This is a genomic window from Patescibacteria group bacterium, from assembly GCA_028707065.1.
Lineage (GTDB): Bacteria > Patescibacteriota > Patescibacteriia > Patescibacteriales > WJLG01 > JAQTUZ01.
In genome coordinates, this window is record JAQTUZ010000008.1 from 44,842 (window position 1) to 62,759 (window position 17,918).

The following is a 17,918-nucleotide window of genomic DNA, read 5'->3' on the forward strand; positions in this document are numbered from 1 at the left end:
TATGAGAGCAAGAATTATCATTGAAGAATTATTTTATTTTCTTAGTTTTACTTTGGCGGTTTTTTTCGCGCTGGAATTATTCTGGCCCAGGATCGTTTTGGCTTATCTTAATTTTTCCTGGCTGCTTTTATTTTGGCTAATCGCTGGATTTTTTCTGTTAATTTATCCTCCTGATAAATAACTCCTCCTTTTTAAGGATTTTAAAAAATACCCCGAGGCTTGCCAGCGGGGTATTTAATATTTTTTTATTTTATATTCTCGGGCGTCGCCGTCCCAATACATCAGGACTTCGCCGGGCTGAAGCTGGATTTTTTCATCAGCCGGGGGAAAAATTATTCCATCATCTTTCATCCGGCCGATGGTGATCGCCGCGCCATAGAGATGGGCGTTATTACCGGTAAAGGGGTAATCCCAGCGGATGAATAATTTTATTGGCGCCAATTTTTCGACCTCCTTCATTGCCGCTACCAGCGACCGGCCGGTTTGATAAACATAGGGATAATCGCGGTTGACGACTTGGAATAAATAAACGGTTTGCCAGCCGGTAAGAATGATTATTATCGCGGCCATCGCGCTGCCGCGGAGCCGAGACTTTTTTTGACTGACATGATAATGGAGAATTGCCGCCAAGATAATGATCATCCCGAAACGGGGGAGATAGGTGTAGCGGGAAGCCAGCGGATCCCACCAATTTACGGTGGCGAGCATTATCGTCGGGGCAATAGTAATGACGATCCAAATAAATCCAAATCTGACGAGCGACAATTTTCGATAAGTGAAAGCTATTGCCACTAAAAATCCGGAACAGGCGAGGATCAGCCATCCGACTGCCAAATGATGCAAGAGAGGAGTGATTTCTCCCAGGGGGATAAAAAGATCAGCGATGACGATCGGCAGACGGGCGAAGGTATGCCAGGAAAAAGCCAGAGCGCCGCTTGATACCGTAAAACTTTGTTTTTGCCAAAGGTATTGCTGCCAACCGTAAAGTAAAAATAAAATAATTAGCGTTGTCCAATATATAAGATGCGCTTTTGAAAATATTTTATTTTTATAGTTTTTCCAAAAAATAAATAAAATCGCGATAAGCAAAACCGGAAAGATCGCCGCGATCTCTTTGCTGCCGATCGCCAAGAGCGCGGCCAGAAAAGAAAAAAGCAAGTAGATTTTTTTGCCGCCGTTCAAATAGGCAAGATAGCAGGCGATGCCGAGAAAAATAAATAAAGTGGCGATCGAATGCATATTGGCGCCGACCCAGACCAAGGGTTCAAAAGCGGCGCCCGCCCAAACGAATAGCAGCCCGGTTACCGCGGCCACGAGCCGCGAGCGGGATAATTGCCAGGCGATCAGGGCGGCTAAGAGCGAATTGGCGAGATGAACTAAAATGCCAAAAGCAAAATAAGCCGGAGCGGCAAAACCGAAAATTTGATACATCACCGTGTAAAACAAGTTCAAGACCGGCGAATAAAAACTGGACATTCGGAAAGTCAGGACGTTATAAAGATTTAAATTTATTTTGGCGCCGTGCCAAAGCCAGGTAAAATCATCCGAGAAAAAATAAGCTTTCCAAAGCGTCCAGCCGAATAAAGCGGCGGCAATGATGGCGTAAAGCAAAGCCAAGCCCAGCCAAAATTTAACGCCCGGACGGGTTTCGCCGCCATTTTCAAGAGAAAGATTGGTTGTCGAAGGGTTGATTGGCATGATTTGATTATACAATTTCGACTAATTTAAAGCAAAAACCATCAGCTGCCCGGATAAAAAAAAGGGTTGCCCCAGTTCGAGAAAATTGGTATAATTTTAGCAGGATTAGGAGGAAGTTGAGCGTCCGAATAATTAAGAAATAATTGAAATTTTATGATGGGGAATGAAAAATCGATTTATCCAGGCCCAGATAATGAAAATCCTTCTGCCAACGCCGGATCGTCGGAAAAATTAAAAGATACACCCAAAGAAATTTGTTATAATCTGAGCCGGATGATGGCTGATATTGCCGTCAAAGGCAATAAAGAATTTGGAGGTAACGCGATTTTAAATAATGACGCCAGCGTAAACATGGTCCAATGGGAAACGGGCAACGGCGGCCCGCATTCTCGGGCAGATAGAAAAAGAGATCGGAAAGTGGTAAATGAGCATCTGCTCCTTTATAGCGGACTTTCGAAAATGGAAGAAGGGCCGAAAAGAGACGCGGCGGTCGCCGCCTGGCTGGAGAAAAGGGGATTGAGCATGACAGTTTTGATGGAGCGGTCAATCGCGGCAGCCTGCAATAAGATTGTCGGTGGTAAATTCATCATCGTTCTGCCGGCGATCTATGATGACATCGTCAACGGCGTTGATAATATGATGGTTAACAAGGAAACCGGCGACGTGATTTGCGCTTTTGATGAGATTCGCGAGTACGAAGGTCTTCATCGGGGCGAAGCCGGTCATGAAGAAGGTACTTTAAGAAAAGTTCATTCGGATGAATTTGCGGAATTAACCAGAAGGGAGAAGAAAGAAGAAAAGATTATCCGCAAAGCCGAGCGCGGCGGAGCGAAAATCAGGTATGGTTTTGGCAAAGAGGGCGGCAAATTAGTCAAAAAGGAAATAACCGGCGTGCCGCTGTTTTACGTTTCTTTGGCCGAGAGCGAAACCAAGCGGCTTTTAAATGGAATGGACTATGTTTCTGATCAGCCGAGCGCCGTTGAGCTGGAAGTTTTTGATAAGCTGATTCTATCTTTTGAAAAGCAGGCGGCAGATATCGGGAAAGCTAGTATTAATTCAGACGTGCGGCGCAATCTGGCGAATTTTGAAAAATCATTGGCGGTGATGAAAGAATTGCGGAAGAGGTTTTAATAAATATACCCCTCCAAAATTTTCAAAAGTAAAAAACAATGAAAATAACAAAAAAATCACACGAAACATTTGTACGTGAAGATGCACACGATGGAAGTGGTGGCAGAAAGTTGCTATTGGCTGACAATGAAATGAAAAATGTACAAGGAATGACATGTGGATTTTTGCCAGCTGGTGCGAAATTTGCCTGGCACACCCATGAAAAATTGAATGAAGTCATGTATGTGCTGAAGGGACAAGGTACAGTTCGTGATGAAGATGGTACTTATCCATATAATGTTGGAGATATTTTTATTTTTCCAGAGGGTATTTTCCATGAAATTGAAAACAAATCTATGGAAGAGAACGAATATATATTTGTAAGAGTTTATATATAAGCTAGTCGGGGGTGCCATAGTCCTGACTGCGCCCGCCTCGGAGGAATATCGGTAATTTTGAAAAATCATTGTTGGAAATAGCCGAATTAAGAAAAAAGTTTTAAAATATTCCCCTCCCTGGAGGGGTGCCGAGCCCGGCGAGGCGGGGTGGGCTATTCCCCTCCGCGGGAGGGGTGGACGCGCCGCGCGGACGGGGTGGGTTTCATTGGCGTTAATTCCCCTCCGCGGGAGGGGTGCCCGAAGGGCGGGGTGGGTTTCAATAAAAAATTAATCAAGGAGGGGAATGTTTAAAAGAAAAATATTACCATGCAACCCGAAGTTAATTGAGCTGGCCAAAAAATTAAGGAAGCAGGGGATTTTATCCGAAGTAATTTTGTGGAATCATTTGAAAGGCGGCAAACGGTTTGGCCATGATTTTCATCGCCAAAAACCAATTGATAATTATATTGTTGATTTTTTCTCGCCCGACTTAATGTTGGCGATTGAAATCGATGGAATATCGCACGGATATAAATTTGATCAAGACGAAGAAAGAGATAGGCGGCTGGGGACGTTAGATATTAAAGTTTTAAGATTTACCGATAGCAGTGTTAAAAATAATTTGGACGGAGTTTTAGATGAAATAGATTGCTGGATAAAAGAAAATTTTCAAACCCACCCTGCCACCGAGGCGGTGGCACCACTCCCAAGAGGGGAATAATGCCCACCCCGTCCGGCCAGGGGCCGTCCACCCCTCCAGGGAGGGGAATAAAAAAAGCGCCGGAACTCGAGGTGAGTTCGGCGGCGCCTGTAAGCGAGATTGGTGTTGTTATCCTTTGTTTGCCCTAGCTATCGTAGGAGGATTGAAAGGGTGGATAAACTCATTGTAGAACGTAAGTGTTGCGATCAATTCAAGGATTGCACACAATATGATTGCTACAAAAGGGAGTAGCGTCCATAATGCTGCTGTAATTGGAATGATCATGCTATTAGCAACAACAATCCCCAAAACAAATATCCATGGTCTCGATTTGAAATTTTTCATACACAACCTCTTTCTGTTTAATGTACTATTCTAATTGCTTGTATTAAATAATATCATATTTTACTAATTTTGTCAATAATATGACCAAAAAATCAGCAAAAAAGGCCAAAAAGACGAATGCGGGAGGGGAACTAACTGATGTTTTATTAGCTTCCAAGAAGCTTTATAAGCCGTCGGCAGAGCTTGTTAAAAATGCGGTAGTGAAGGATTGGGAAAAGGCACGAAGAGAAGCGGATAAGGATCCGCTCGGTTATTGGGAAGAAGCGGCGAAAGATCTGGTTTGGTTCAAACCCTGGACGCAAGTTTTAGATAAATCGCAGAAGCCATTTTTCAAATGGTTCATCGGCGGGCAAACCAACCTGGCTTATAACGCGATCGACCGCTGGCTGAATACGCCGAAGGAAGACAAGATTGCAATTATGTCCGAAGATGAAACCGGCCGTGCCCGCCAATTCACCTATAAAGAAGTTTCCCGTGAAGTGAATAAGATCGTTAATGGCTTAAAGGGTTTGGGAATAAAGAAAGGTGATCGCGTCGCGATCTATATGCCGAATATTCCCGAGATCGCCTTTGCGATGTTGGCTTGCGCCAAGCTCGGCGCGATGCACTCGGTAGTTTATGCCGGTTATTCCGCGACTGCCTTGAAGGACAGAATCAATGACGCGCAGGCGAAGGTTGTTTTCACCGCCGATGGTTCCTGGCGCCGCGGCAAAGCGATAAATTTGAAAGCCGTAGTTGATGAAGCAGTTAAGGAATGTCCGAGCGTGGAAAAAGTTATCGTCACCAAAAATAATAATCAGGAAGTGCCGTTTGATGGCGGAAAAAATATCTGGCTGCATGATCTGACCAAAGATCAATCAACCGAAGCAAAATGCGAAGCGATGGAAGCTGAAGACCCGGCTTTTGTTCTCTATACTTCGGGCACCACGAGCAAGCCGAAAGGTGTGGTGCATGTCCATGGCGGTTATCCGGTCGGAGTTTTGCGCACGATGAAATGGATTTGGGATATCAAGGACAATGAAATTTTTTGGTGCACGGCTGATCCGGGCTGGATCACCGGCCATTCTTATATTATCTATGGGCCGCTCTTGGCCGGCGTCACGACTTTGATGTATGAAGGCACGCCGGATTTTCCCGAACAGGATCACATCTGGAGCATGGTGGAAAAATATAAAGTGACGATCCTTTATACGGCGCCGACTTTGATCCGCGCGATGATGAGCTTAGGCGATGAATTGCCGGACAAGCATGAGATGCCGACCTTGCGTTTGCTTGGTTCGGTGGGCGAGCCGATCAACCCCAAAGCTTGGACTTGGTATTTCAAACATATCGGCAAATCCAAGCGGCCGGTATTGGATACTTGGTGGCAGACAGAAACCGGCTGCAATATGATTTCGCCGCTGCCGGTCACGCCGTTAAAGGCAGGCTCCGCGACCAAACCGTTCCCGGGAATCCAAGCCGACATTTTGGATATGAAAGGCAAAAAGGTTCCGGCCGGCAAAGGCGGCTACTTAGTAATCAAAACCCCTTGGCCGTCGATGATCCGTACGGTTTTCAATGCGCCGGAAAGATATCTCAAAACTTATTGGCATGATATCAAAGGCGTCTTCTTCACCGGCGATATCGGCTTTAAAGATAAGGACGGTTATTTCTTCATCCAGGGCCGCACTGATGATATGTTGAAGATCGCGGGACACAGGATTGGCACGGCGGAAGTCGAATCGGCTTTTGTTTCGCATCCGGCCGTGGCCGAGTGCGGCGTGATCGGCGTGCCCGATGAGATCAAGGGCGAAGTCATCAAGGCTTTCTGCATCTTAAAACAGGGTTTCACCGGCGACGATAAATTGAAAGAAGAATTGAAGTTGCACGTCCGCAAGACGATCGGTCCGGTCGCGGTTATGAAAGACGTCGCCTTTGTCGATTCCTTGCCGAAAACCCGCTCCGGCAAGATCATGCGCCGCATCCTCAAGGCTAAAGAACTCGGCTTGCCGTTAGGCGACACCAGCGCCCTAATCTAATTTTTCTGTTTTTAATTATGAAAAAAATAAAAAATTTTGTTTTTCTGTCTTGCGCCGTGATATTCACCGCGGGCGTTCTTACGGCTTGTTCGACCGAAGAACTTGGAAATAATGGCGCAAACGACGGAGTCAAAGCCGTAACTAATAAAGTTTCGGTCTGCGATCTGGCGAAAGAACCGAATAAATATCTTAACAAAACTATCAGCGTTGAAGGTTCTTTGCGGCTTTTCAATAAGGAAGCTGAGCCGATCTTCGGCGCTTACGTTTTGGAAGATAATAATTGCAAGATCGGAGTTGAGGGCTGGCTGCCAACGTCTGTCGCTACTTGTCCGCCTGAAGTTAAAGATTGCAATCCGCCGGATACGATCCGCGATTACGCCGGAATCGGAAAGAGGGTGCGGATAAACAGCGGGGTTTTTTATGAAGAGCCCAGGCGCGAATTGAAGAACGGCACTGTCATCGAGGCTAAATATGGAATATCCCCGGAAACCAAGAACGGGGTGAATATTGATATTATTCAATAGTCTTTTTTATGAAGCGAGTTTGATTCTGCAGCGGAACCAAAGATGAACTGGAGAAGAAGACTTGGTTCCATCGTAGTCAGGGCTGATTCCGTGGTGCCACAAAAATATTAATTCAGCTAATCAACGTTAATTTTATGAATGGAAAGAAGATAATATTTTACGTTGTCATTTTAATTTTGATTTTGTTCGGCGTTTCCCAATCCGTTCTCTATTTTCAGGCCGTTGAAAAAAACAAGAAATGCCAGGGTGAAACGGGGACTTTGTCGCAAAAAGTTAACGAACTGTCAGCTTCGCTCGGATCTGAAAAGCAGGCAAATGACAAGTGTGAGAAAGAAAAAGCTGATCAAGCAGATTGGCTTTTAACGCCCCAAAATTGCACAGGCAAGCAGATTCTCGAAGGAGCGATTGGCAGTGCTGTGCTGGAGAAAATTTCAACTAGCAACAATATCGGTAAAAGTAAATTTGATAACAAGAATTTTTTCTTTTACTATCCGAATAGTTGGAAAATTACAATTTTAAGAGGCGATGAAGTAAAAAACTATGGATACAGAGAGAAAATACTGATTAAGGACAATCAGCGCGAAGTTGCTATTGGTGTCAGGACTTCATCTTTGCCAGCTTATATAAATAGTTTTTCCGCTTGCCTCGATGATTGTATCGGCGTATATGACGTTAGGTTGACTAGTGTTGTCGGCGGGGCAAGTTGCGCAGAGGAATATTCCGTCAATTTTTTAAAGAAATTTTTAACAGAAAATTATTCAGAATATATTGTTAATAATGGTACTGGTGGAGGGATAAGCTATTCTTTGAATAAAATTTCCAATGGCCAAGTCGTTTATTTATTTTGGGGGAGTGATAGTGACGGTCTTGATCATGAAGACGTAGAAAAATATGCCAGGGAGATAATACCGTCGTTTGTCCTTAAATAATTTAGTTGATTTGACGACTTTACTATATGAAGCGAGTTTTTATTATCCATGGCTGGGGAGGATCAGGCGGCGAAGGCTGGCAGGCTTGGCTTAAAGATGAATTAGAAGAAAAGGGTTTTGAAGTCTATGCTCCCGATATGCCGGATACGGAAAATCCGGATATCGAAGCCTGGGTTTCTACTCTGGCAAAATTGGTCGGGAAATGCGATGAGAAAACTTTTTTTGTCGGCCATAGTGTCGGCTGTCAGACAATTTTGCGCTATCTGGCTGAATTGCCTGAGGGTGAAAAAGCTGGTGGTGCGGTATTTGCCGCCGGCTGGTTTAATTTAAAAGGTTTGACTTTTCAAGAAGAAGAGATCGCGATGCCCTGGTTAAGATTGCCGATCGATTTGGAAAAAGTTAAAACCAAAACAACCAAGTTTTTTGCCGTTTTTTCCGACAACGATCCAGTCGTTCCGCTCTCCGATGAAGAATTATTCAAAGAAAATCTGGGCGCCGAAACAGCCGTCTTAAAAGATAAAGAGCATTTTACCGGCGAAACGGATATCAACGAATTGCCAATCGTTTTGGAAAAGCTTTTGGCGATGGCGAAGTAAAAATATGAAAAGAGTCTTTATAATTCATGGCTGGGAGGCCGATCCGGGAAGCAATTGGTTCCCTTGGTTGAAAGATGAGTTAATCAAAAAAGGCATTGAGGCCGAAGTTCCGACCATGCCGAATTCGGCGCATCCTCTGTGCGCCGAATGGGTTGCTTATTTAAAAAAGATCGTCGGCAAAACCGACAAAGATACTTTTTTAGTCGGTCACAGCTTGGGCGTAATCGCTATTTTACGTTATCTGGAATCAATGGCGGCGAAGGAAAAGATCGGCGGCGCGATTTTGGTCGCCGGTTTCCCTGAACCATTGCCGGCAAGCGACGGAGGAGATTTTTCCGAACTGAATAATTTTTTTGCTAAACCGTTGGATTATGAAAAAATAAAAAATAATGTCAGTAATAGACCCACCCCGCCTCCGTCAGGGACGGAGTCACCCCTCCCGGGGAGGGGACAAATTTTTTCCGGCTTCGTGGCAATCCACTCCGACAATGATCCTTATGTGCCGCTGGCCAACGGAAAAATTTTGCAAAAAAAATTAGGCGCTGAGTTGATTGTGATTTCGGGCGGCGGCCATTTGAATGCCGGCGACGGATTTTTCCAATTTCCTTTGGTCTTAGAAAAGATTTTGCGATGGACTAATAATTAATTTAATTTCCGCGTTACGAGTTATGCGTTACGCGTTATGAGAATATCATGGAAACAGCATATCCGCTTAGTGAAAAAAAATTAGATAAGATTTTTAATCCGCAAACGATTGCGGTGATTGGCGCTTCCGACCGCGAAGGCGGCGTTGGTAATGCGCTGATGAAGAATCTGATCGGCAATAATTTCGGCGGCATTGTCTATCCGGTCAATCCTAACCGCGCCAGCGTGCAGGGGATCAAAGCTTATCTGAGGATTGGCGATATTCCTGATAAGATTGATCTGGCGATCATTGCCACTCCGGCGCCGACCGTTCCGGGCTTGGCGCTCGAATGCGGACAGGCCGGCGTGGCCGGTTTGATCATCATTTCTTCCGGTTTTGATGAGATCGGCGCCAAGGGCAAGAAAATGAGCGAAGAAATTTCCTCGATCGCCAAAGAATACGGCATGCGCGTCATCGGTCCGAATTGTTTGGGATTTATCCGGCCGTCGATCAATCTGAACGCCAGTTTTGCCAACAAGATGGCTTTGCCCGGCCATATCGCTTTTATTTCCCAGTCCGGCGCGCTCTGCACTTCGATTTTGGACTGGTCGATCAAGAACAATGTCGGTTTTTCCCAGTTCGTTTCGATTGGTTCGGCGATCGATATCACTTATCATGATTTGATCGATTATTTTGGTGATGACCCGCACACTTCCAGTATCTTGATCTATATGGAGTCGCTCACTGAAGCGAGGAAATTTATGAGCGCGGCGCGAGCATTTTCTCGCCAGAAGCCGATCGTGGTCTTGAAAGTCGGGCGCACTGAAGCCGGATCAAAAGCCGCCAAATCACATACCGGCGCCTTGACCGGCAATGATGCGATTTATGACGCGGCTTTTGAGCGCGCCGGCATCATCCGGGTTGATGGCGCGCTGGATCTTTTCCATGTCGCCAAGATGCTTTCGATGCAGTCACGGCCGGCGGATAATCGCGTGGCGGTAATCACTAATGCCGGTGGACCGGGCGTAATTGCGGCTGATCGTTTGGCTTTGAAAGGCGGGCGGTTGGCGCCATTAGCCCACACTACCGTTTCCGAATTAAAAAAAATTCTGCCGTCGGCGGCTTCCACGGCCAATCCAGTGGATATTTTAGGTGATGCTGATCCGCACCGTTATCGCGCCGCGGTGGAATTATGTCTGGCTGATCCGAACGTTGACGCGGCTTTGATAATCTTGACGCCGCAGGAAATGACCAGTCCGACCGACGTGGCGCGGCAGATCGTTTCGATCAAGAATAAAACCGGCAAGACCATGTTCGCGTCCTGGATGGGCGGCGATGACGTGGCCGAAGGCCGGGAGATTTTGGAAAAAGGTCATATCCCGATCTACCGCACGCCGGAAGAAGCCGTGGATATATTTATGTACGTGGATAGTTATCGGCGGCGTCTGGAATTTTTGAAAGAAACTCCGGGTTCGGTGCCGCACGCTTTCAAGCCCAAGACGGAAAAAAATCGCGAGCTCGTGGAAAAAGTCATCGCGGACGGCCGGACAGTAATGACTGAAGCCGAGGCCAAGGAAATGATCGCTAATTATGGAATTCCGGTAGCCAAGAATGGCACGGCTAATTCGGCGTCTGAAGCCGGTGCGATCGCCGAAGGGATCGGAATGCCTGTGGTGATGAAAATTTTGTCGCCGGATATTTTACACAAGACCGATATCGGCGGCGTGAAATTGAATATCAATTCGCGCGCTGAAGCGGAAGCGGCTTATCATGAAATCATGATTAACGTCCGGAAACCCACCCCGGCCTTCGGCCACCCCTCCCGAGGAGGGGAAGGCGCCAAGAAAGGCGCGCCCAAAGCCAAGATCGATGGTATTTTTATCGAGGCGATGACCAAGAAGCGCTATGAACTTTTGATCGGCTGCAAGAAAGATGAGGTTTTCGGGCCGGCGATAGTTTTCGGCATGGGCGGCGTGGCCGTGGAAGTCTTCCGCGACACGGCCGTCGGCTTGCCGCCGTTGAACATGTCTTTGGCTCTGAAGATGATTCAGGAAACGAAAATTTATAAATTACTCGAAGGTTATCGCGGCATGCCCGGAGTTGATATCGAATCGATCCAATTTTTGCTTTATAAATTCGCTTATCTGGTCGCTGACTTTCCCGAGATCAAGGAATTGGATATTAATCCTTTCGCGGTTGATGAGAACGGGGGAGTGGTGCTTGATGCCAAAGTTATTCTGGATGAAAAAGTCTTGGGCGTAAAACACAAACCATACGCTCATCTGGTAATTTCGCCTTATCCCAAAGAATTTGAAACAACTTTGAAGATCAAGGATGGCAAGAAGGTTTTTGTCCGGGCTTTGCGCCCCGAGGATGAAGAATTAGTGGCCGGATTCTTCCATCATCTTTCACCCGCGGCGCAAAAGGACCGTTATTTGCAAGTGATCAAAAAGATCGACCATGAGTTTTTATTGCGCTTCACTCAGAATGATTATGACCGCGAGATCGGTTTGGAAGCGGAAATTTCCGCGGGCGGCAAAAGCGAAATGATCGGCGCCGTCAGATTGGTCGTTGATCCTTATAACGAGAATGCCAAGCTGGCGGCGGTAGTCGTTGACCGCTGGCAGAATAAAGGCCTGGGCAGCCAATTGATCGATCATATGCTCTCGATCGCTAAAGCTCGCGGCATCAAAAAAGTCTGGGGAGAATTCTTCCCGACCAATAAACGGATCATCAAAATTTTAGAGAAACGAAATTTTACCATCAAAGCCCGGGGGAAGATTATGATCGGAGAGCTGGAACTAGAATAAAGTTGAAAGTTATAAAGTCTTAAAGTGGAAAATAAAAAAGCGCCACACTTTCAATTAATGGCGCTCAGTCGTATAATCGTTATTATTTTGTCAGGGTTCTAATGGGCGGCTGTTAATCTTTTTGCTAATATAAAATTTACTATTCCCATTAAGAAGTAGACGAAACAAAGGTACCATACGTGGGTAAAAAGAACACTCCCTCCTGCTATAACAGCTAGCACGCCAATAGCAATACGGGCTTTCTTTATTTCACCTAGTTTTGTATTAACTACTATGGTATAAAGAAAAACACACACAATGGCAAGCACAACAGCTAAATTAGACATACCTTAGCTCCTTTTGATAAGGTTCCAATTTTAATACGATTATCTTTTCATATTATATTAATTTTGTCAAGACGTGAAAATAATTAGAAAAAATAAGGAAATCGCGGTTTTTATCCTGTTTCTGATCATTGGGTTGGCCATTTACGCCAACTCTTTTGGCAACCAATTTTTTTGGGATGATGATGACGTGATCGTCAATAATGTCTATGTCCAAAATTTTCAGCTTGATAAATTTTTCACTCAGAACGAAATTGCCGGCGCTTTCGGGCAAATTTCTAATTACTGGCGTCCGCTCCTGCTGGTTTCTTTCGCGCTTGATTATAAAATTTGGGGATTGGTTCCGTTCGGCTTTCATCTGACCAATACGCTGCTGCATATTTTGGCCGCTTGGCTGGTATTTATTTTTTTATATCAACTGATCGAATTATTTTTGGCCAGGCAAACCGCCGCAGAAGAACCACCCCCAGACCCCTCCTTCCGAAGGAGGGGGGCGCTGCTGGCATTTTTGCCGGCGCTGTTTTTTCTGATCCATCCGCTGCAGACCGAAGCCGTGACTTACGTTTCCGGCCGCGGCGATCCTTGGGCGGCCGTCTGGTCGCTTTTGACCTTGATTTTTTATGTTGTGTTTCGCAACAACGGCCGATGGCGCTTTTATTGGGGGGCTTTGATTTTTTTCGCCGCCGCGCTTTTAGTGAAAGAACAGGCGATTTATCTGCCTTTGCTTATCCTTTTGCTTGAAGCGGTTTTTTATTCCATCGATTCCCGCAAAAAAATCATAAAACTTATCAAAAATGTCGCGGCTTTCTTTGCCTTGGCGGCGGCTTATTTTTTGGCGCGTTTCACTTTCTTGAATTTTAATCATTTTTTATCCGGGTCGGTTAATTTGGTAAACAGTGATTATCATCGCAGTCTGGCGCAAAGAGCTTATACTTTTTGTTTGGTGAGCTTGGATTACCTGCGCTTGCTTCTGGTGCCGACCGGTTTGCACATGGAAAGAGAAATTACGCCAGTGGAGCATTTTTGGTCCTGGCCGGTAATTACTTTTATCATTTTGGTTGCGGTGGCGGCGATCGTCGCGTTTAAAACCTGGCGGAAAAATCGGCTCGTGGCTTTCGGGCTCGGCTGGTTCGCCATTACTCTCTTGCCCCATGCCAATTTAGTGGAAACCAACCGGCCGATGTATGAGCACTGGCTTTATTTGCCTATGGTCGGTTTTTGGCTGGCGCTGTTTTGCCTGATTTTCATTTTGGCGCCGGCAGAGTCTCGCGTAGCGGACTCTGCCGATTTGCCGGGATTTCGGCAGAGTCCCCGAGGCGGGAGACTCTGCCGGAGCAAATCGATCAGAGTCTGGCTGAAGCGGATTTTTTGTGTTATGCTGATCGCTTGCGTGATTTTTTTCTCGTTTTTGACGATCAGGCGCAACCGCGACTGGCATGACCCGATAACTTTTTACGAAAAAAATTTAAGCTACGTGCCCGACAGTTTTATTGAGCGCACTAATTTGGGCATGGCTTATGACGCTGTCGGACGCTTCGCGGAGGCGATCGTTCAATACCGAACGGCGATCGCCATCGCTGATATTTATCCGCAAGCGCATTATGATCTGGCCAATAGTTTGGTGAACGTGAAGCAATACGACGAGGCGGAAAAGGAATATCGGCGCGCCATCGAGATGAGCCCCAAATTCGGCCTGGCGTATCAGAATTTGTACAATCTTTATATGTATCTTGGCGAAAAAGATAAAGCGGAAAAAATATTAAAAGAAATTAACAAGTAAAATTGTTCCATTGCTAAATTGTTACATTGTTACGCGACGAATTAAACCGCACCAGATTATAAAAATCATTGCGCAACAATGTGACAATATGACAATTTAACCATGATTAAAAGATTATTCAACAAAGAAATCAACAGTATTACCGTGGCGGCGATTTTGGTCGCCTTGTCTTCGCTTGTTAGCCGCTTGCTGGGGGTTTATCGCGATCGCATTTTAGCCGGACAGTTCGGCGCCGGCGCGACGCTTGATGCTTATTACGCCGCTTTTCGCGTGCCGGATCTGATGTTCAATCTTCTGGTGCTCGGCGCTTTGTCCGCCGGCTTGATCCCGGTTTTTACTTCGCTGATCAAAGATTTCAAAGGCACGGTGCTGAATCTTTTCGGCTTGGAGAATAGCGAAGCCTGGCGACTAATCAATAATGTTTTGAATTTAATGCTGATCAGCTTGGCGCTGCTTTCAGTTTTGGGAATTATTTTTGCCGGACCGCTGATCAGAACGATCGTCGCGCCGGGATTTTCTCCGGAATTGCAGGATAAGACCATCGCCTTAAGCCGGATAATGTTTTTGTCGCCGATACTTTTGGCTATCTCCAGTATTTTTAGCGGCGTATTGCAATCTTTCAAAAGATTTTTTGTTTATTCGCTCGCGCCGATTATGTACAATATCGGCATTATCATCGGCGCTTTATTTTTCGTGCCGCTTTGGGGAATTTACGGCTTAGCCTGGGGCGTGGTGGCCGGCGCTCTTTTGCATATGCTGATCCAAATGCCGACAGTCTTCGCTTTGGGTTACAAGTATGTTCCGTTTTTAGACTTGCGCGACGGCAATCTGCGGAAGATTTTAACGATGATGGTGCCGCGCACTTTGAGTCTGGCGGTTTCGCAATTGAATTTAGTGGTGATCACGGCGATTGCCTCCACCTTAGCCATTGGTTCATTAACGGTTTTTAATCTGGCCAATAATCTGCAATTTTTCCCCATTGGCATTTTCGGCGTTTCTTTCGCCATTGCCGCTTTCCCGGCTTTGTCCGCCGCCGCGCTTGATAATAAAAAAGTGGTGAGCAATTTTTCTTCCGCCTTAAGGCAAATCTTATTTTTTATCGTTCCGTCCACGGTTTTGCTTTTAGTCCTCCGCGCCCAGATCGTCCGCGTCATTTTGGGGTCGGGCCAATTCAGCTGGGACAATACGGTTTTGACTTTTAATACTTTGGGATTTTTTTCCATCAGTCTATTCGCCCAGGCTACCATTCCGTTATTGATCAGGGTTTTTTACGCCCGCGAAGATTCCCGCACCCCTTTCATTATCGGTTTGATCGCGGTGGTCGCCAATTTATTCTTATCTTTTTATTTTTCCGCCCAGCTCGGCGTCGGCGGTTTGGCTTTGGCTTTCTCGATTGCCAGCATTTTTAATTTTGCTCTGCTCTGGCTCTTGCTTCACTTTTCTTTGGGCGATATGGATGAAACCCGGATCTTCATCTCCGTTTTGAAATTTTCTTTAGCAGCAACAGCTTGCGGCTTTGTCGCCCAGGAAATGAAAGGGATCATCTGGCCGTTCATCGATATGACCAAGTTCTGGGGAGTTTTGGCCCAAGGGTTGGTTGCCGGTCTTTGCGGTCTGATCGCTTATGCCCTGGTTTGCTGGCTGTTGCGAAGCGAAGAAATGGCCAGCTTTATTTCTTCCGCCAAAAGCCGCCTCTTAAGAATAATGGCGAAAAACCGCCCGACTTCAATTGAGACAATCGAGGAGCCGTGAGGTTGACAAAAGTTGGATATAGTGGTAATGTTAATTGTTAGGCTGAACATTAAATCTAAAAACATTTTTCAGGAGGAGGTTCGTCGTGTATTTAATAAGTAAAATTGAGCTCGCCAGAAAGTTGAGGACAATGCCACCAATGAGCGAAGATCAAGGGCTGATTAATGCATTTATTGGTTATTTTGCAACCCAGCTTGAAGAGCATTGCAACAAGATTCCTTTAATTTCCTATGCTTCCTTTGTTTCCGAGCTTGAATCGACTATCAAGGCATTGCTCAAGAAAGACATCGCCAGCTTTGCTGATAATGAGAATTTGCAGTTGGTCGTTGCCGGCCTAAAAGCGTTCACCGAAATCGAACGGCAGATCAAGGATTTTTTTAAACTAGAGCAAGTTCTTAGGTGGTTGGTAGGACATGCCAACTACGTCGAATTCATCTCGGAATAATAAGCAAATTATAAATTTTTTATCCAGCTGGCATCTTGCGACGGTGCCAGTTTTTTATTGATTAAATATCTCGTAACCCATAGCTCATAACCCGTAACACTTTGACATTTATTTGACTGAAAAAGAGTTATGAGTTACGAGTTGCGGGTTATGAAATGGCGGTTGACCGATTAGCAAAAAAACCTTAATATTAAAGTCTGGAAGGCAAGAAGCCTTCTTTATTTATCAATCATGAAGAACATCAGAAATTTTTGCATCATCGCCCATATCGACCACGGCAAATCCACTTTTTCCGACCGGCTGCTGGAATTGACCGGCACGATCGAAAAGCGGAAAATGCGCGAGCAGTTCCTCGATAAATTGGATCTGGAGCGCGAGCGCGGCATCACCATCAAATTAAAACCCGTCACCATGCATTGGGAGGGGTATATTTTGAATTTGATCGATACGCCCGGGCACGTGGATTTTTCTTATGAAGTTTCCCGCTCGCTCGCGGCCGTGGAAGGCGCGATTTTACTGATTGACGCCACCCAGGGAATTCAGGCGCAGACTTTAGCTAATTTATATTTGGCAATCAATGAAAATTTGACTGTCGTGCCGGTGATCAATAAAATCGATCTGCCGGCCGCTGATGTGCCGAAAGTTAAAAAGGAAATAATTCATCTGATCGGCTGCAAAGAAGAAGAAATTTTATTGGCTTCGGGCAAAACCGGCGAAGGCGTGGAACAAGTCTTGCGCGAAGTGATCGCCAAGGTTCCGGCCCCGGATAAATTTGTTAGATGTTCTGATTTGCCGCGTGGAATATCCGGCGCTAACCCACCCCGTCAGGCCGACGCGGCCTGCCACCCCTCCCGAGAGGGGAATCCCACCCGGGCGCTGATCTTTGATTCCAATTATGACGAATACAAAGGCGTGGTGGCCCATGTCCGCGTGATGGATGGCGCTTTTAAAAAAGGCGATAAGATAAAATTGTATAACACCAAAACCGTCAGTGAAGCTTTGGATGTGGGAATTTTTAATCCCGAATATCAGCCGACCGGAGAATTAAGCACGGGCGAAGTCGGCTATATCGTGACCAGCTATAAGAACGTTACTGAATGCGCGGTCGGCGATACGGTTACGACCGTGGCTGATTTTGATAAGATCGAACCGTTGAAAGGTTATGCCGAGGTCAAACCCATGGTCTTTGCCGGAGTTTTTCCCCGCGAAGGCGATGATTTTCAGGAATTGCGCGAAGCCATGGATCGCTTAAAATTGAACGACGCCTCGCTCTCTTATGAACCGGAACATTCCGAAGCTTTGGGTTTTGGTTTCCGCTGCGGCTTTTTGGGGCTTTTGCATCTGGAAATTTTTCAAGAAAGATTGAGCCGCGAATTCAATTTGAATCTGATCGTTACGGTGCCAAGCGTGGCCTATAAAGTTTTCAAAAGAAACGGCGAAGAAGTAATTATTCGTACGCCGCAAAAACTTCCTGGCCCAACCGAGATCGACCACGTTGAAGAACCTTGGGTAGCGCTCGACGTCATCGTGCCCAAAGATTATATCGGCAAAGTAATGGAACTGGCCGTGGATAAAAAGGGAATTTACAAAAATACCGAGTATCTTGACGAGTCGAGAGTAATTTTGCATTATGATCTGCCCATGGCTTCGATCTTGACTGATTTTTATGATAAGATAAAAAGCGCGAGTTCCGGATTTGCTTCGATCAATTATGAATTTTTGGATTATCGTCCGGCTAAAGTGGTCCGGCTGGATATTTTGGTGGGCGAAGAGCCGATCGAAGCATTATCGACGATCGTTTATGAAGATGAGGCTTTCCGGCAAGGACGGGCCGTGGTGGAAATTTTGAAAGATACCTTGCCCCGGCAGATGTTTGTGGTTAAATT

General features: G+C 45.8%; 17 protein-coding genes. 14 read left to right on the forward strand and 3 right to left on the reverse strand.

Annotated elements, in window-relative coordinates:
• Position 1: 1 nt before the first annotated feature.
• On the forward strand, positions 2-181 hold the full coding sequence (locus PHE24_03665) for a hypothetical protein (GenBank protein ID MDD4902211.1): 180 nt from the start codon (positions 2-4) through the stop codon (positions 179-181).
• Positions 182-234: 53 nt separating this feature from the next.
• Here PHE24_03665 and PHE24_03670 read toward each other — a convergent pair whose 3' ends face one another.
• Positions 235-1,698 carry a hypothetical protein gene (locus PHE24_03670; protein MDD4902212.1) on the reverse strand — a complete coding sequence of 488 codons (1,464 nt, stop codon included), beginning with the start codon at positions 1,696-1,698 and terminating at the stop codon, positions 235-237.
• A 153-nt stretch (positions 1,699-1,851) separates the two neighbouring features.
• On the opposite strand from PHE24_03670, the gene PHE24_03675 reads away from it, so the two are divergent.
• From PHE24_03675 to PHE24_03685, 3 genes are all read left to right on the forward strand, one after another.
• Positions 1,852-2,829: a hypothetical protein gene (locus tag PHE24_03675; protein ID MDD4902213.1), complete on the forward strand. Its 978-nt coding sequence runs from the start codon at positions 1,852-1,854 to the stop codon at positions 2,827-2,829.
• A 38-nt stretch (positions 2,830-2,867) separates the two neighbouring features.
• The gene (locus PHE24_03680) at positions 2,868-3,206 is read left to right on the forward strand and encodes a cupin domain-containing protein (protein ID MDD4902214.1); all 339 of its coding nucleotides are present in this window, start codon (positions 2,868-2,870) and stop codon (positions 3,204-3,206) included.
• Positions 3,207-3,489: 283 nt separating this feature from the next.
• Positions 3,490-3,906 carry an endonuclease domain-containing protein gene (locus PHE24_03685; GenBank protein ID MDD4902215.1) on the forward strand — a complete coding sequence of 139 codons (417 nt, stop codon included), beginning with the start codon at positions 3,490-3,492 and terminating at the stop codon, positions 3,904-3,906.
• A 108-nt stretch (positions 3,907-4,014) separates the two neighbouring features.
• Here the strand turns inward: PHE24_03685 and PHE24_03690 are convergent, their stop codons facing one another.
• Positions 4,015-4,230, reverse strand: coding sequence for a hypothetical protein (locus PHE24_03690; GenBank protein MDD4902216.1), 216 nt, complete (start codon positions 4,228-4,230; stop codon positions 4,015-4,017).
• 80 nt (positions 4,231-4,310) lie between these two features.
• Between PHE24_03690 and acs the strand changes: the two genes are divergently transcribed.
• From acs to PHE24_03720, 6 genes are all read left to right on the forward strand, one after another.
• Positions 4,311-6,248, forward strand: coding sequence for an acetate--CoA ligase (acs, locus tag PHE24_03695; protein MDD4902217.1), 1,938 nt, complete (start codon positions 4,311-4,313; stop codon positions 6,246-6,248).
• Positions 6,249-6,265: 17 nt separating this feature from the next.
• Positions 6,266-6,772, forward strand: coding sequence for a hypothetical protein (locus PHE24_03700; GenBank protein MDD4902218.1), 507 nt, complete (start codon positions 6,266-6,268; stop codon positions 6,770-6,772).
• Positions 6,773-6,906: 134 nt separating this feature from the next.
• On the forward strand, positions 6,907-7,701 hold the full coding sequence (locus PHE24_03705; GenBank protein ID MDD4902219.1) for a hypothetical protein: 795 nt from the start codon (positions 6,907-6,909) through the stop codon (positions 7,699-7,701).
• A gap of 26 nt (positions 7,702-7,727) precedes the next feature.
• A complete protein-coding gene (locus PHE24_03710; GenBank protein ID MDD4902220.1) occupies positions 7,728-8,297 on the forward strand; it encodes an alpha/beta fold hydrolase in 570 nt (189 codons plus the stop codon).
• A 4-nt stretch (positions 8,298-8,301) separates the two neighbouring features.
• Complete coding sequence (locus PHE24_03715; GenBank protein MDD4902221.1) at positions 8,302-8,943, forward strand: alpha/beta hydrolase; 642 nt, start codon at positions 8,302-8,304, stop codon at positions 8,941-8,943.
• 47 nt (positions 8,944-8,990) lie between these two features.
• A complete protein-coding gene (locus tag PHE24_03720) occupies positions 8,991-11,732 on the forward strand; it encodes a GNAT family N-acetyltransferase (GenBank protein ID MDD4902222.1) in 2,742 nt (913 codons plus the stop codon).
• A 98-nt stretch (positions 11,733-11,830) separates the two neighbouring features.
• On the opposite strand, the gene PHE24_03725 is transcribed toward PHE24_03720, so the two are convergent.
• Positions 11,831-12,058, reverse strand: a complete 228-nt coding sequence (locus PHE24_03725) for a hypothetical protein (protein ID MDD4902223.1) — start codon at positions 12,056-12,058, stop codon at positions 11,831-11,833.
• A gap of 73 nt (positions 12,059-12,131) precedes the next feature.
• Between PHE24_03725 and PHE24_03730 the strand changes: the two genes are divergently transcribed.
• The 4 genes from PHE24_03730 to PHE24_03745 form a co-directional block, all read left to right on the forward strand.
• The gene (locus PHE24_03730; GenBank protein ID MDD4902224.1) at positions 12,132-13,835 is read left to right on the forward strand and encodes a tetratricopeptide repeat protein; all 1,704 of its coding nucleotides are present in this window, start codon (positions 12,132-12,134) and stop codon (positions 13,833-13,835) included.
• 102 nt (positions 13,836-13,937) lie between these two features.
• Positions 13,938-15,587, forward strand: a complete 1,650-nt coding sequence (gene murJ, locus PHE24_03735; GenBank protein ID MDD4902225.1) for a murein biosynthesis integral membrane protein MurJ — start codon at positions 13,938-13,940, stop codon at positions 15,585-15,587.
• 139 nt (positions 15,588-15,726) lie between these two features.
• On the forward strand, positions 15,727-16,032 hold the full coding sequence (locus PHE24_03740) for a hypothetical protein (protein MDD4902226.1): 306 nt from the start codon (positions 15,727-15,729) through the stop codon (positions 16,030-16,032).
• 231 nt (positions 16,033-16,263) lie between these two features.
• Positions 16,264-17,918 (forward strand): GTP-binding protein (locus tag PHE24_03745; protein ID MDD4902227.1); only part of this gene is annotated, 1,655 nt, incomplete at its 3' end.

Bases quoted from the DNA above. Each gene is read 5' to 3' on its own strand.
- PHE24_03665 (MDD4902211.1), top strand. From the start codon at position 2: ATGAGAGCAAGAATTATCATTGAAGAATTATTTTATTTTCTTAGTTTT.
- PHE24_03670 (MDD4902212.1), bottom strand. From the start codon at position 1,698: ATGCCAATCAACCCTTCGACAACCAATCTTTCTCTTGAAAATGGCGGC.
- PHE24_03675 (MDD4902213.1), top strand. From the start codon at position 1,852: ATGATGGGGAATGAAAAATCGATTTATCCAGGCCCAGATAATGAAAAT.
- PHE24_03680 (MDD4902214.1), top strand. From the start codon at position 2,868: ATGAAAATAACAAAAAAATCACACGAAACATTTGTACGTGAAGATGCA.
- PHE24_03685 (MDD4902215.1), top strand. From the start codon at position 3,490: ATGTTTAAAAGAAAAATATTACCATGCAACCCGAAGTTAATTGAGCTG.
- PHE24_03690 (MDD4902216.1), bottom strand. From the start codon at position 4,230: ATGAAAAATTTCAAATCGAGACCATGGATATTTGTTTTGGGGATTGTT.
- acs (MDD4902217.1), top strand. From the start codon at position 4,311: ATGACCAAAAAATCAGCAAAAAAGGCCAAAAAGACGAATGCGGGAGGG.
- PHE24_03700 (MDD4902218.1), top strand. From the start codon at position 6,266: ATGAAAAAAATAAAAAATTTTGTTTTTCTGTCTTGCGCCGTGATATTC.
- PHE24_03705 (MDD4902219.1), top strand. From the start codon at position 6,907: ATGAATGGAAAGAAGATAATATTTTACGTTGTCATTTTAATTTTGATT.
- PHE24_03710 (MDD4902220.1), top strand. From the start codon at position 7,728: ATGAAGCGAGTTTTTATTATCCATGGCTGGGGAGGATCAGGCGGCGAA.
- PHE24_03715 (MDD4902221.1), top strand. From the start codon at position 8,302: ATGAAAAGAGTCTTTATAATTCATGGCTGGGAGGCCGATCCGGGAAGC.
- PHE24_03720 (MDD4902222.1), top strand. From the start codon at position 8,991: ATGGAAACAGCATATCCGCTTAGTGAAAAAAAATTAGATAAGATTTTT.
- PHE24_03725 (MDD4902223.1), bottom strand. From the start codon at position 12,058: ATGTCTAATTTAGCTGTTGTGCTTGCCATTGTGTGTGTTTTTCTTTAT.
- murJ (MDD4902225.1), top strand. From the start codon at position 13,938: ATGATTAAAAGATTATTCAACAAAGAAATCAACAGTATTACCGTGGCG.
- PHE24_03740 (MDD4902226.1), top strand. From the start codon at position 15,727: ATGAGCGAAGATCAAGGGCTGATTAATGCATTTATTGGTTATTTTGCA.